The following is a 13437-nucleotide window of genomic DNA, read 5'->3' as shown; positions in this document are numbered from 1 at the left end:
CACTGAGCGTGCGCAGCCGCCAGGCAAGCCAAACCCGGTCAGCGTGGCGTGACGCCGTAACCGCTGGCAACAGCAGGCAGTGTCTGGGCCTCCTGACCCAGGATTGCCTCAAAGTCATCTGGCGTCAGTGGCTGACACAGACCATTACCCTGCATAACGTTGCATCCGGCGGTCGTGATAAAAGCGATCTGCTCTTTCTCTTCCACGCCTTCTGCCGCAACCTGAATGCCCAGGCTTTTCCCCAGAGCGGTCATGGCACGAAATAACATCCGCACCCGCATACTGGAATCCAGTTCCAGCGTCAGAGACTTATCAATCTTGAACCCCGACACAAAGCTATAGCGCAGCAGATTAAGGGCGCCCAGCGTCCGGCCGTAGTGATCGATCACGAAGGAGGCGCCCGTCCGGCGCACAGCCTCAACCTGTGCAGGCATATCCTGCACCAGCACAGCCAGCAGCGGCTCATCCACCTCCAGATCGACAAAACCGGCGTCGCCTCCCGCACTTTCGCGGATCACTGTTTCCAGAGTATGTCCTGTCAGCTGACGCGGAAACAGGTTAATGCTGACGCGAAGCTGCGGAAAACGCACCTGCCACTGCCGGACCTGAGCCAGCGCACGGCGGATGATCCACTCTCCGAGCGTGACAGAAAGCGGACTTTTAACCAGCATACCGATGAACTCGGCAGGTAACAGCAATCCCCGCGTCGGATGCTGCCAGCGGACCAGCGTTTCGCACCCCACAAGTCTGCCGCTTTCAACGTCGTAGCGTGGCTGATAGTAGAGCGTAAACTGCTGCTGCCGCACTGCCGTTTCCAGTTCACGCTCAAAACGACGGCGCTGCTGTTCCGCATCACGGAAAGCAGGCATAAACAGAATGCTGCAGCCTTTACCGGAAGCCTTGGCGCGGTAAAGCGCCAGGTCCGCGGCAGACATGACCGAAGAGGGATCGCGGCCATGCTCAGGATAAGAGGCGATGCCGGTGCTGGCACCCACCACAACGGGTGAGTCGTGAAAACGAAACGGCGTCTGTATGGCCGCTATTAACTTTTCCGCCATCATCGCTGCTTCGGTGCTGCCGCCTGCTAACAGGATCACAAATTCATCGCCACCCAGACGCGCAGCCGTGACGGCGCTGCTACAGACCGCCCGGATCTGTTCGGCGACGTGACACAGCAGCGCATCCCCGGCAGCATGTCCCAGCGTGTCGTTGACCTCCTTGAATCCATCAAGATCGGTCATCAGCAATGTATAGGGCACACCCGCTTTGGTCAGCTGAGCCACCTGCTCCATAAAGGCGCTGCGGCTGGCGAGTCGCGTCAGCATATCCAGAGAAGCCAGTTCACAAAGTCGCGCCTCGCTCTCATAGCGAGCCGTGACATCGCGAATGATCATTCCCACCAGCCGCTCGCCCTCTTCACACCAGCCGGAGAAAGAGACTTCTGCCGGAAATTCGCGACCGTCACGCGTAACACCCCAGATCTGTAGCGAGCGCGGCAGGGAAATTGCCGCTTCATCAGCAGTGATACGCGCGAGTTCAGAGCGATAATCAGTCTGGCAACGCGCCGGAATCAGCTCGCTGATATACTGGCCCTGCATCTCTTCGGCCGTGTAACCAAACAGCGCCGTTGCGGCCGGATTCCAGAAGATGATGCCGCGCCGGAGATCGGTACAGACAATGGCGTCTGGCGAGGTCGATGAGATCGCCTGAAGCCGCTGCTGACTGGTGTAACGCAGCAACTCCAGACGGTGCATCTCCATGCGATCCATCACCAGGGCGGCAATATCAGCCAGATGCTGCCGATCTTCCGCCGTCAGTGGCTCTCGCGGATGGCTGTCGGTCAGGCAGACAGTGCCAATGTGATGACCATCCGGGGTTGAGAGTGGGATCCCGGCGTAAAAGCGGATAAAAGGATAGCCATGCACCAGCGGACTCTCGCGAAAGCGCGGATCCTTCAGCGTATCGGGTACGCAGAGAATGTCGCCCTTCGCCAGCGTATGGTGGCAGAAAGCGACGTTACGCGCAGTGCCTGAGATATTAAGACCGTAGCGGGAGGCGAAGAATTGCCGCTTCTCATCAATCAGCGACACAAAAGCGACCGGCACCTTAAACAGGCGTGCGGCCAGCGTGGTGAGGCGATCCAGCGCATCAGTCGGCGGTGTATCCATCAGATGATACTGTTTCAGCGCGTCGAGGCGAGCCGCCTCGGCATCATGATAAACGGGTCGTTTCAACGCTATTTTCCTCTGATGTTATCTGCTGTGGCCGGCATGACACAGCATAAAGAGGACACGTTCAATCAGACAGGACGGACAGATTACGCTGCCGACCCGCTGCCGGAAGAAAGGCCCGTCAGTGAGCCCGGCAGCAACAGGTTGCCGCACGGAGCCCGGTAAAGCTGGCCCCGCTGGGAGCAGATCGCCAGTTAACACATTTTGCCCGGCTGAGAGGCCGCATCGCAGCAGCATTTTTTCGCGGACCACGCCAGCCTGATCCGGCCGGGGCATATCAGACGAGTGGAATAATGCGCTTCGCTTAGTGATATATCGGCCTGACATAACTTTACTTCAGCGAAAACGCAGGCTGAATACCTTACTTTTTCGATTTCGGGACCAGCTGATAGTAGGGATGCTCTCCGGCCAGTAGCATCAGCAGCTCATATTCACCCTGACTGAGCAGCGCGGGATTTTTTGATGCTTCTTTGGTCTGCCAGACCCGCTGGCTGAGATCAAACCGTTCTGCCGCAATCTCCTGAGAGAGTCCGGCGGCCATACGCAGCTCACGCACATTATGCTGCACAACGACCGGCTGCTGTAAAATCTGATTTCTCATATAAACGCTCCGCATACGGTGCCCCGACAGGATGGCCAGACTGAAGGTCCTGTTCACGGCCAACAGATAAATTTGAGTTAAGTTTTAAATTCCAGCTACTTTTCGCGTCAGGAAAGCGTAAAAGGCCAGTAAAGAAACCCAAACTAAGTGAAATTATATTTTTCTTTCTCATCGGACAATTCCTGTCCGGCCTGAATCAATATATTCATTCTGTATAGCAAAAATGGCTTTACAATGATCGGGGTCAATAGGGCTTAAAATAAATGACCCTTTTACTTATCTTTAAATAAGTGGGAAAGCTGGCCGCTGCTAATCTGCGTACGGCCAGCACGAACCCGAGTAAAGGTGATGCAGGCTATGCCTGACTGAACGCGGCCCAGCCACCCGGCTGTTCCACTGACACTGAAGGTTTGCTGACTGCGGCAGCAGGCTGGTGTGGCAGGGTAAAGCGCGTAATCACGCTTCCCAGCGTTTCGGTCTGTCCACTAAGATTGCCTGCCGTCGCAGAAACCTGCTGAACCAGCGTCGCATTTTGCTGAGTCACGCGGTCAAGCTCAGCCACGGCCACCGTTACCTGGGCAATCCCTTTGCTCTGCTCATCCGACGCCAGCGCAATCTGTCCAATGCGGTCATTGACACCGCCGACGCCACGCAGTACTGCCTCCATCGTGGTTCCTGCACTTTCTGCCGCCCGTCTGCCGTCTTCAACACGCGCAACCGTCTCAGTGATAAGCTCTTCAATCTCTTTAGAGGCGGCCGCGCTGCGCTGCGCCAGTGAACGAACCTCACTGGCGACCACCGCAAAGCCACGCCCCTGCTCACCCGCACGGGCTGCTTCGACGGCGGCATTCAGCGCCAGGATATTGGTCTGAAACGCAATGCCATTGATGGTGGCGGTAAACTGACGGATTTTCTCTGAGCCCTGCGCAATGCTGACAATCGCTGCCGCAACCGTCTGCACCAGTGCTACGCCCTGGCGGGTGGTATCCGTCGTGCTGACGGCCAGTTCCCGCGCCTCACGGGCGTTCTGCGCGTTGTTACGCACGGTAACGGTAATCTCCTCCATGCTGGCCGCCGTCTGCTCCAGCGCCGCGGCTTGCGTCGAGGTCCGGTCAGAAAGGTCCGCGTTGCCTGCAGCAATATCGCCCGCTTCGCGATGGAGAATCGCCGCGTTGTCGTGAATGGCACTGACCGTTTCCAGCAGACTGTGCTGCATTTCTTTTACCAGAGGCACCAGTTGCCCGACGCAATTACGCCCCAGATCTTCAGGTTCACGGGTCAGATCGCCGTCTGCGATCACTTTCAGGTGCGCGCGGATCTTACCCACCGGACGCACCAGGTGAACCACCAGATAGCGGTCACAGAACAGCATCAACGCGATGGACATCAGCAGTGCAACCAGCAGCACACCTTCGAGCTTACGGCGGTCAGCCCTGAGCGGAGTCTGACTTTGCGCCAGCTGCTGCGTCAGCTGATTCAGCTGTTCGCGGGCAGCAGACGGAAAGTCTGCAGGAGCGGCCGTGAGGGCGGTACGCAGGCCATCCCATTCAGGATCGGCCGGAATAGCGGCAGTAAGCGCGTCTTTATCAGCCGGACGGCCGCTCTGCATGATGAGAGCACTCTGCGCCAGCACGCTCAGCTGCTGCGTCAGGACACTGGAGCGTTCCGTCTGGCGAAAGATATCGCGCACTAACTGATTGCTGCAGAGGCCTGCCAGCGCAATCACGCCGACTGATACGATCATCATCCACAGCACAACGCGGCGGATAGTGAAATGCCTGAGTGAATTCATAAGGGTTTCCCTGATGTTGTTTTGGTGTAGTTAAAAAAGGCAATAATAAGTTTTGTCATCTACTTTAGTGCGTTATTATATAGTGCACTATTTTTATACCTTCTATCCTGGCAGGGTATTTCAAAAATTAAAAGTTTCTGACGACAAAATAATAGAATCGTGGTTAAGAAAATATTTCGTTAAAGAAAAAAGCTCTGTTGTCCTGGTCAGGACTGGCGCACAGTGAATTAAAAAAATAAACTGTCTTGGCTCTTCCCTTTTTCAGAAATTGCCTGTAGTTATCACGCATATTATTAAATTTAACTGTTTAATTTCGCACCGTAATCATCCGGTGCGGAGGGATCCATGTTTACACGTTCTGGCGGCGACAACGATTGCCGCGCGCGCACACTGAATGCGCTGTTGAGTTATGACGAAAGTCGTGACCAGGTATTGCGGCAGTTTGTCCGGCTGGCCAGCCAGGCGCTCGGTATTCCGGGGAGTTTTATCTCCGTACTGGATGATGAGATGCAGCACGTCAGGGCGGCGCACAATTTCACGCTGACGCACTCTACCCGGCAGGATTCACTCTGCCGTCACGCCGTAGACAGTGACAGCACCGTGGTGGTGCCCGATACGCTGCTCGATACCCGCTTTGCTGAACATCCGCTGATTCTCGGTGCGCCTTTTATTCGCTTCTATGCGGGTGTGCCACTGAAAAGCAGCGCCGGTCTGATCCTGGGTACGCTATGCGTGACGGATGTGGTGCCTCATCGCTTTGGTCGCGAGCAAATCGCGATGCTCACTATGCTGGCGGCGCTGGTGATGTCATTTCTCGAAGCCTGGTATTCAGCGGGCTTTGCCGACCCGGTCACGGGTCTGCCCAATCGTCAGCGTCTGATTCGCGATCTGCAGTTTCTGGCTGCCTCTGGTGACACCACGCTGCGGCGGCTGGTCCTGATTGACTGCATTGATATGCCGCGCGCCTATGAGCTTGCGCGCTCGATGGGTATGGGGCCGGTCGAAAGCCTGCTGAAAGATGTGGCGACCCTGCTGCCGCTGCGTCTGCGGCCCGCGCCGGGTGAAATGCTCTACACGGTGGCAACCGGGCGCTTTGCTCTGCTGACACGTCAGGAGAGCAGACTGACGGCAAGCTGGGTGGCCGATAAGCTGACAGGGATCAGCGCCGACCTCGGCGACGGGCTGTCGGTTGCGCTGGTGACCCACACCGGGGAGGCCGGTTTCAGGACCGGAGAGCTGCCCGCGCAGGAGATCCTGCGACGAGCTGTCAGTGCCCTGCATGAGGCGATCACCCGCGACGTTGCCTCCATGCTTTTCAGCGAGGACACTGATACCCGCCATACCCAGGATTTCACCCTGATGCACGACCTGGCTGCAGCTATTCGTCAGGATAAGGGGCTATGGCTCGCCTATCAGCCTAAAATCTGTCTGCATAGCGGCAAACCCATCGGTCTGGAAGCGCTGATCCGCTGGCAGCATCCGCAGCACGGCGAGCTCTCGCCTGCTCAGTTTCTGCCTTTTGCCGGCCAAACCGAACTGCTCAGTGAGCTGACAGACTGGGTGACAGAGCGGGCCATAGCCCGGCTCTCCCGGCTGCGCGACAGTTATATTCAACTGCCAGTCACTATCAACGTCAGCAGCAGCGATTTTTCCCGTGACGGTTTTGCCGACGAACTGGAAGATAAGATGATCAGAGCGAAGCTGCCGGTTTCGCTGCTGGGTATTGAGTGTCTGGAAACCGAGCGGATCCTGGAGAGCCCGGCGGCGATGCAGGGGCTTGAGATGCTGAAACTGCGTGGGTTTGGTATTTCGCTGGATGACTTCGGCACAGGCTACAGTAATATCAGCTATCTGCGACGGATGCCTCTCGACGTGATTAAGCTCGACCGCTCCCTGATCAGCGAAATTTCATCGGATACCGCTTCGCGTGTCATTGCACGCAGCATTATTGCCATGCTGAAAGATCTGGACTACACAGTCCTCGCCGAAGGCGTAGAAAACGCAGAAACCGAATCGGCGCTGACCGACTTTGGCTGTGATCAGGCGCAGGGCTTTTTCTATGCCCGACCGCTGCCGGAGGCGGCACTGGATGAGTGGCTCGGCTGGCGACTACGCAGTAAGTGCTGAGTCTGCTCATTACTGGCATCGCTTTGTGCTGTCTGTCGCCACAAAGTCTGATTATTGAAGCAATGACAATCTGCTGAACGCAATAACACTTGTCAGCGAAGTGAGTATCTAAAGATGAAGGCGAGTCACAGAGATGCGGTGGTCTGGCCTGCCGTTACTCTTGGTCGTTTTGATAATAACCGTGCTTCAGAGGCGAAAATGACGGGGCAGAGATTGCCCCGCCGGGCGGGCCAGATTACTCAGATTCGGCACAGCGGAAAATAAGCATGATTATTTTGCAGACGTCTCTCTGCAAAATACATTAATCTCATTAACGCCAGAACGATCTGATATAAGAACGGCTGCTGAGTCTTTTAATAAAGTGATAGGGACAGGTAAAGCGTTGCCCATCCCACTCCAGATTAAACCACTGAAACTCATCATCTTTAATCTTATCTAACAATGTCATTGCCTGCATAGGTGTCTGAAAAGCATAAGCTTTCATTACGCCCTCTTTGGTGCATAAATCAATATGAACCATGTAACCCCCGGGTGTTAAAAAAAGAACATTTTATAATTATTGGACAGCCCTTAAAGCATAAGCCATTTATCGCTGGCTGATTATCTGATTCCGTCCTATTTTCGTAAAAGTTTTGTCGCCCTGAAATTTAATATATTTTTGTGCAATTCCGGCTATTATCATCAATTAATTTGACCATCTGAAGATAATCCGGCATTAATTACCAACGCTGAATGAGGGATTAGCCGTCAGCATCACCATCGCTGAGCGAGGGCTGGCGCAGAGCGCGACTGCCTGCCTGAATTTCCATCGCGTTGTGACAGGCGAAATGTTACCGGGGTGAAATGCAGAACCGATGCGTTTGTGATGGTCAGAAAGCAGGCTGTTCGTTTACACTCTCTGCAGCCACTTCTGCGCTCCAGATGAGCGACAGAGAAGCGGGCGATTGCTGACGGCCCCCGGTAAGGACTCTTATGCTGAATTATATGGTGTCGCTCTATCGTACCCTTCCGGTCTCTCCGGCCTGCCTCAGCGACTGGCTGAGCCGCTGGCTGGCACTGGAAGCGTTCAGATGTCACGACCACCATTTCTCGGCAGCTTTTCCATGGCGTGAAACTGGTCTGCCCCAGCATACTTTTCTGCAGCGTGAACTCGTTATTAACGGTCAGCGTTATCTTACCGGCCCCCGTTATCTGGGTGGCGATCTCGCCCAGCCTTTTATCGAGGTTATTGCCCGGGATGGGGAGCTGGATCATACCGTTGCCAGCGCCATCATGCAGGTCTGGCAGCCGCTGAACCCTCAGAAGCTGCGTATCCTGTTACCTGCCTCCATGCCTGATATCGGCGTCACCGATCAGCTGGTTTTCGTCAGCGATCCCGCCTCATCCTGCGGGTCAGGCGATCCGGCGCTTTCACTGGTGACGGCCAGCCGCAAAGATTATCCCGCCTGTCTCACGGCGATTAATCGTGCTTACCGCACCAGCTGGCAAAAACTGCCCCACCTGCGCGGGCAGCTACTGGCAACCAGTCGTCAGGAACTGCGTGACGATATCGCCGGGGGGCATGTCTGTCTGATCGTCTGGCAGGGCAGCGTAGCCGGACTGATGATTTGCGTACCGCGACGACTGGCCTTTATGGAGGGATTCCAGATTATGGATGAAGTGATTACGCCTGCGTTTCAGGGTCGTGGGCTGGCCGCGCGCGCTCAGCGCTGCCTGCAGCAGCAGCTCAGGCAGCGCTATGGTCTGGCGGCACTGCTGACCGGCACGATCCTGCCAGGCAATACCCCTTCCCTGCGCAGCGCGCAGAATGCCGGGCGCCGCTGCCTGCTAAAATACCACTTTTTTACACCTGCCGATTTACGCACCGCCCGGCGTACTATCTAAGGGTTTTGCGGTTTTGCTGGTATTCCCCCTTGATCCCCTGCCATTTTCTCTTCACTTAGCGGAATTGCCACGCTTCTGATATCCGATCCTGAATAACGGCGCAGCGAAATCCCGGAGAAAGCTCAGACGGTCCGGAAAACAGTCCGATCCGGCGTCAGATTACGCTGGAAACAATCTGCCTGTCCGGCATTCGCAGATGAATCTTTGATGAAAAAAGACAGAAAAATAGTGTCCGATTAACGATACAGGACGATATCCTGCATCAAAGCAGCCATTCACATTTTGAAAATAAAATAATAACACCCCGTTATTTCTTCATGGCTAAATCAGTGCCAGTTTTCATTAACGGAGCAGGCCAATGATGCAATTTGTAGCCGTTTTTCTCTCTTCCCTGTTTATATGCAGTAACGCGCTGGCGGGAACAGTTTCACCCGATGCTATCTCAGCAGCACTGAATGAGCGCATGCAGATTATGAAAGCCGTTGCCGGTTACAAAGCCCGGCACCATTTACCTGTGGAAGATCTGCCTCGAGAGCAGGTTGTGCTGGATAAGATGCTGCGCAACGCGCAGCAGACAGGGCTTGAACCGCAGTCCGTAACGCCGTTCATCCATGCGCTGATGAACGCCAGTAAAGCCATTCAGTATCGCTATCTGGCTGACTGGCTCGCCACACCTGAAAACGCCCGCGCGCCCGCCGATCTGGCAGAAACCCGGCAGCAGATAGAACGGCTGGATACAGAACTGCTTACCGCGATCGGCCAGCGCCTGACGGCGGGTCCGCTGACAGCGTCGGACAGTCACCGGCTGATCGCGGCGCTGGCAGCGCCGCATCTCAGTGAGGCCGATAAAGCCAGCCTTGTGGCCTCGCTTACCCGTATTCAGCGCAAAGCCTGATTGACCCGGTGGCCGGAATAGAATCTGGCCACTATCCGCGCAGGCGCAGCGTGGCAGGCAGCACCAGCTGGCTGGCGGCTGGTTCCTCACCCGCAATCATGGTGGTCAGCAAAGAAAAGCAGGCCTGTGCCAGCTCCGGAACATTTTGCTCTACGGTATCGATGGGAATAGAGAGAGAATCATAGAGATAGTGATCGTCGAAACTGGCGATACGGATGTCGCTGTTAAGCAGATTATGCTCGCTCATGTAGCGCAGCACCCCCTCCAGCAGGCCACAGGCGGCGGTAAACATGGCTTTCGGCGGCCGACCCAGCTGGCTGCAGAGCGCAGCAAACATCTCATAGCCGCTGCCGGGATGATAGTTGCCCTGAATTATCCATTCCGGCTGCGCTGTCACCCCTGCGCGCGCCAGACCCTGTCTGAATCCGGCCAGACGATCCTGCGTCGGCGAGAGCGCAGACTGACCGCCCAGAAAATAGATCTCTTCCGGACAGGCACGCGCCAGCTTTTCGACCAGCTCAGCGGTCGGCGTAACGGAATCGGTAATTACCCAGGGCAGCGTCGTATTATTCATGTGCCGGTCAAACAGCAGCACCGGCATCTGTTCACTGAGGCTGAGATAGTCACTGTCGTTCAGCATGCTGGAGGCGACAATTAACCCGTCGACCTGGCGCGACACCAGGTTATTCACTACGACGCGCTCCTGAGTGGCATTTTCGTCGGTGCAGGAGATTAGCAGCTGCAGACCCGCCGCACGGCAGAGATTTTCCAGCGCGTGAGAAAAGGCGGCGAAACCGTGATTCGTGATCTCCGGGACGACCAGTCCCAGCGTATGACTGCGGGCATCATGCAGCATCCGGGCATGGATGCTGGGCTGATAATGATGCTCCCGGGCCAGGGCCAGAACCCGCTCGCGCGTCTCTTTCGCAACCCGTAGCTCTTCACCCCGACCATTGAGCACCAGACTGGCCGTGGCTTTTGAAACCCCGGCCAGCCCGGCAATGTCACTGATGGTAACGCGTTTTGTTTTTCGCACGACAAGGCATCGGTTAAGGAAACAGTCGCTTAGTCTACCATGCAGCGACGTAACGACCAGTAGCGCACCTGCAGTTCTGCGTCTCCGCGCAGAGTCAGCCTTGCCGGATGCTCAGGAAAATAGCGACTGCTCATTACCCCTTCCCCCTCATTGATGAAGATTTCAACGCTGGAGTGGTCGCACAGGATCTGCAACCGGCGGGCAGCCCCGATCCAGTAACGGGTCATCCACTCGCCCGTGACCAGGCTGCGACGCGTCAGCCGCAGTTCATCCTGCTGCCACGTCAGGATCAGCGTATCCGCGAAGCTGAGTTCGATGCCGCCCTCGCTCTCCAGCATCAGTTCCAGTCGCTGTGCGGCGATTGCGGGAGCATCACTGGCTCGGCCCAGATAGTGCTGCTCCTTTTCCCGCAGCGCCTGCAGCTCGGCAATCGGCTGCTGGCAGAGCCGGCCATTGCGCGCGCTCAGCTCGCGTATGCAGGTCATCTGATGGATCCATCCCTGTGAAACGGTAGGCTGGGCCATCTCTTCGCCGTCCGGCGTGCCCATCCAGCCCACCAGCAGACGACGACCGTCTGCAGTCAGCGTGGTTTGCGGAGCATAAAATTCGAATCCGGCATCCATTTCATTCAGCGGCCCATGCAGGAAGGCAGGCTGCGTATAATCCAGCGAACCGCTCAGCCAGGCGCAGGCGTGACTGTTGAGATAGCGCTTCTCTTCGCGCGGCACGCCCTGCGGACAGCAGATCAGGAAAGTGCTGTCGCCCAGCGTGAACATATCCGGGCATTCCCACATGTAACCGGCGGCAGCCAGCCCTCCCCGTTCGCTGCCCGCAATCTCGCCAAGATTCTGCCATGTCCGCAGATCCTCAGAACGCAGCAGCAGCACCCTGCCCTGCCGCTGCGTTGTCTGCGCGGCCAGTACCATGTACCAGTGATTGTCATGCCGCCATACTTTCGGGTCGCGGACATGACCGGTGTAGCCCTCGGGCAGCGCGATGACCGGCCCGAGTTTATCAAAGCCGCCTGCACGGTTCTGCTGCGCCAGGCACTGCCACGCGGTGCGCGAGCCATCCTCAAACTTCACGTTGCCGGTGTAGATTAACGTCATAGTGCCTTCGTCCTCTACCGCACTGCCGGAGTAGCAGCCGCTGCGGTCATACTCCTCATCCGGTATCAGGGCAATGGGCTGATGTTCCCAGTGCAGCAGATCGGCTGAGCGCCAGTGCCCCCAGCATTTGTGCTGATGCGCACAACCCAGCGCATTCCACTGATAGAAGAGATGATACGCACCGTCGAACTGGATAAAACCATTGGGATCGTTGAGCAGACCGGTGACCGGCGCCAGATGCCAGCCGGGATAGTGGCTGTCGCTAAGCGCCTTTGGCATTCCCTGCATGACCGCCTGCAGGATCGCGGCCAAATGTGTTGATGAGGCCATTATTCCGCCTCCGTTTTGTATTTAAGCAGATAAGAGATGACGAACGCGGTCGTGAACGCGATGACGATACCGATAATATAATTCAGCAGAGAACTGGCCTGAACAATCGCCATGCCAGGCAGACCGGTCAGCCCTACCGCCGTCATATAAACATGCACCGACACGACCCAGGCACCGCCCAGCGCACCGCCCACTAATCCGGCGATAAAGGGCTTCATAAAGCGCAGGTTGATACCGAAAATGGCCGCCTCGGTGATCCCCAGCAGCGCGGAAAACGCAGAGGGCAGCGCGATCGCTTTGATTTTTACATCGCGGGTTTTAAACCAGACGGCCAGACAGGCGCCACCCTGGGCAACGTTCGCCATCGCCCAGATGGGCAGCAGGAAATTCACGCCAATAGCAGGATTGCCCAGCAGTCCCGCTTCGATAGCGTGAAAGCTATGATGTACACCGGTGATAACAATGACCGAATAGAGTCCGCCGAAGACCAGTCCTGCCAGCCAGCCCGCGTGCGCAATCAGGGTACTGAGGACAAACGAGATCCCATCGCCCAGCATGCGTCCGGCCGGTCCGATAATCAGCAGCGCGATAAAGCCAGAAATGATGACCGTCAGGAATGGCGTCAGGATCAGATCCAGCGCATCCGGAATAATACGGCGCAACTGCTTTTCCAGCAGGCTCATGAACCACACGGCCAGCAGAACCGGGAATACCGTGCCCTGATAGCCTATCATCGCCACTTCGATACCGAAGAAGTTCATGGTGTGGAATCCGGCAGCAACGCCCCAGGCGTTGGTCAGTGCCGGATGCGTGAGAATGCCACCCAGGGTCGCGCCCAGAAAGGGGTTACCGCCGAATTCGCGGGCCGCTGTGAAACCAATCAGGATCGGCAGGATGATAAAGGCCGCCGAGCTACACATGTCCAGCATGATATAGAGCGCGTTTTCCGGATTGACCCAGCCGTAAGTTTTGACCATTCCCAGCAGGCCCATCAGTAAACCTGATGCCACAATCGCCGGAATAATCGGCACGAAGATATTGGATAACAGGCGGGCGATGCGCTGGAAAGGGTTGAGCTTGCGGGCAGCCATGTCGGCGGCTTCAGATTTGCTCGATTCACTGATCCCCGCCTCGGCGATAAAGGCCGCGTACACCTTGTTCACCACGCCGGTGCCGAAGATAACCTGCAGCTGACCGGCGTTGCGGAAGCAGCCTTTAACACCTTCCACACGGCCAATGGCGGCAGTGTCTGCTTTCTCATCATCTGCCAGCACCAGCCGCAGACGCGTGGCACAGTGGGCGGCGCTGGCGATGTTCTCTTTGCCTCCCATCAGCGGAAGGAGTGCCCGGGCGATTTTCACGTAATCCATAAATACCTCAGTCTTGTTATGTTTTTAACCGCGTGGCGCAGTGGCCCCGTTCACCAGGGCCG

General features: G+C 56.5%; 11 protein-coding genes. 3 read left to right on the top strand and 8 right to left on the bottom strand.

Annotated features, from left to right (window positions below):
- Positions 1-38: 38 nt before the first annotated feature.
- From RT657_RS17710 to RT657_RS17695, 4 genes are all read right to left on the bottom strand, one after another.
- A complete protein-coding gene (locus RT657_RS17710; RefSeq protein WP_313656059.1) occupies positions 39-2168 on the bottom strand; it encodes a putative bifunctional diguanylate cyclase/phosphodiesterase in 2130 nt (709 codons plus the stop codon).
- A gap of 424 nt (positions 2169-2592) precedes the next feature.
- Positions 2593-2832, bottom strand: a complete 240-nt coding sequence (locus RT657_RS17705; RefSeq protein WP_313656022.1) for a transcriptional regulator — start codon at positions 2830-2832, stop codon at positions 2593-2595.
- Complete coding sequence (locus RT657_RS17700) at positions 2789-3004, bottom strand: hypothetical protein (RefSeq protein WP_313656020.1); 216 nt, start codon at positions 3002-3004, stop codon at positions 2789-2791. Before RT657_RS17700 ends, RT657_RS17705 begins: the two co-directional genes overlap by 44 nt.
- Positions 3005-3187: 183 nt before the next feature.
- Positions 3188-4624 carry a methyl-accepting chemotaxis protein gene (locus tag RT657_RS17695; RefSeq protein ID WP_313656019.1) on the bottom strand — a complete coding sequence of 479 codons (1437 nt, stop codon included), beginning with the start codon at positions 4622-4624 and terminating at the stop codon, positions 3188-3190.
- Positions 4625-4969: 345 nt separating this feature from the next.
- On the opposite strand from RT657_RS17695, the gene RT657_RS17690 reads away from it, so the two are divergent.
- Complete coding sequence (locus tag RT657_RS17690) at positions 4970-6751, top strand: GGDEF and EAL domain-containing protein (protein ID WP_313656017.1); 1782 nt, start codon at positions 4970-4972, stop codon at positions 6749-6751.
- A 310-nt stretch (positions 6752-7061) separates the two neighbouring features.
- Here the strand turns inward: RT657_RS17690 and RT657_RS17685 are convergent, their stop codons facing one another.
- On the bottom strand, positions 7062-7271 hold the full coding sequence (locus RT657_RS17685) for a hypothetical protein (RefSeq protein ID WP_313656016.1): 210 nt from the start codon (positions 7269-7271) through the stop codon (positions 7062-7064).
- A 452-nt stretch (positions 7272-7723) separates the two neighbouring features.
- Here RT657_RS17685 and RT657_RS17680 point away from each other — a divergent pair, with 452 nt between their 5' ends.
- Both RT657_RS17680 and RT657_RS17675 read left to right on the top strand, forming a co-directional pair.
- Positions 7724-8635, top strand: a complete 912-nt coding sequence (locus RT657_RS17680) for an N-acetyltransferase (RefSeq protein WP_313656014.1) — start codon at positions 7724-7726, stop codon at positions 8633-8635.
- 358 nt (positions 8636-8993) lie between these two features.
- Positions 8994-9530: a chorismate mutase gene (locus tag RT657_RS17675; protein ID WP_313656013.1), complete on the top strand. Its 537-nt coding sequence runs from the start codon at positions 8994-8996 to the stop codon at positions 9528-9530.
- Positions 9531-9561: 31 nt separating this feature from the next.
- On the opposite strand, the gene RT657_RS17670 is transcribed toward RT657_RS17675, so the two are convergent.
- Genes RT657_RS17670 through RT657_RS17660 form a run of 3 tightly spaced genes read right to left on the bottom strand, consistent with a single transcriptional unit; the run spans position 9562 to position 13375 of the window.
- Positions 9562-10566, bottom strand: coding sequence for a substrate-binding domain-containing protein (locus RT657_RS17670; protein WP_313656012.1), 1005 nt, complete (start codon positions 10564-10566; stop codon positions 9562-9564).
- A gap of 29 nt (positions 10567-10595) precedes the next feature.
- Positions 10596-12005 (bottom strand): sucrose-6-phosphate hydrolase, encoded by a 1410-nt coding sequence (locus tag RT657_RS17665; RefSeq protein ID WP_313656011.1) that lies wholly within the window; start codon positions 12003-12005, stop codon positions 10596-10598.
- On the bottom strand, positions 12005-13375 hold the full coding sequence (locus tag RT657_RS17660; protein ID WP_313656009.1) for a sucrose-specific PTS transporter subunit IIBC: 1371 nt from the start codon (positions 13373-13375) through the stop codon (positions 12005-12007). Before RT657_RS17660 ends, RT657_RS17665 begins: the two co-directional genes overlap by 1 nt.
- Positions 13376-13437 lie beyond the last annotated feature (62 nt).

The sequence above is a fragment of the Pantoea sp. genome (assembly GCF_032114055.1).
Taxonomy (GTDB): domain Bacteria; phylum Pseudomonadota; class Gammaproteobacteria; order Enterobacterales; family Enterobacteriaceae; genus Pantoea.
Note: the sequence above shows the minus strand (reverse complement) of the source record. Positions and strands in the feature narration are given on the sequence as shown.

What these genes read in the sequence shown, in the direction of transcription:
- RT657_RS17710 (WP_313656059.1), bottom strand. Translation starts at nt 2,168, where the DNA reads ATGGATACACCGCCGACTGATGCGCTGGATCGCCTCACCACGCTGGCC.
- RT657_RS17705 (WP_313656022.1), bottom strand. Translation starts at nt 2,832, where the DNA reads ATGAGAAATCAGATTTTACAGCAGCCGGTCGTTGTGCAGCATAATGTG.
- RT657_RS17700 (WP_313656020.1), bottom strand. Translation starts at nt 3,004, where the DNA reads ATGAGAAAGAAAAATATAATTTCACTTAGTTTGGGTTTCTTTACTGGC.
- RT657_RS17695 (WP_313656019.1), bottom strand. Translation starts at nt 4,624, where the DNA reads ATGAATTCACTCAGGCATTTCACTATCCGCCGCGTTGTGCTGTGGATG.
- RT657_RS17690 (WP_313656017.1), top strand. Translation starts at nt 4,970, where the DNA reads ATGTTTACACGTTCTGGCGGCGACAACGATTGCCGCGCGCGCACACTG.
- RT657_RS17685 (WP_313656016.1), bottom strand. Translation starts at nt 7,271, where the DNA reads ATGGTTCATATTGATTTATGCACCAAAGAGGGCGTAATGAAAGCTTAT.
- RT657_RS17680 (WP_313656014.1), top strand. Translation starts at nt 7,724, where the DNA reads ATGCTGAATTATATGGTGTCGCTCTATCGTACCCTTCCGGTCTCTCCG.
- RT657_RS17675 (WP_313656013.1), top strand. Translation starts at nt 8,994, where the DNA reads ATGATGCAATTTGTAGCCGTTTTTCTCTCTTCCCTGTTTATATGCAGT.
- RT657_RS17665 (WP_313656011.1), bottom strand. Translation starts at nt 12,005, where the DNA reads ATGGCCTCATCAACACATTTGGCCGCGATCCTGCAGGCGGTCATGCAG.
- RT657_RS17660 (WP_313656009.1), bottom strand. Translation starts at nt 13,375, where the DNA reads ATGGATTACGTGAAAATCGCCCGGGCACTCCTTCCGCTGATGGGAGGC.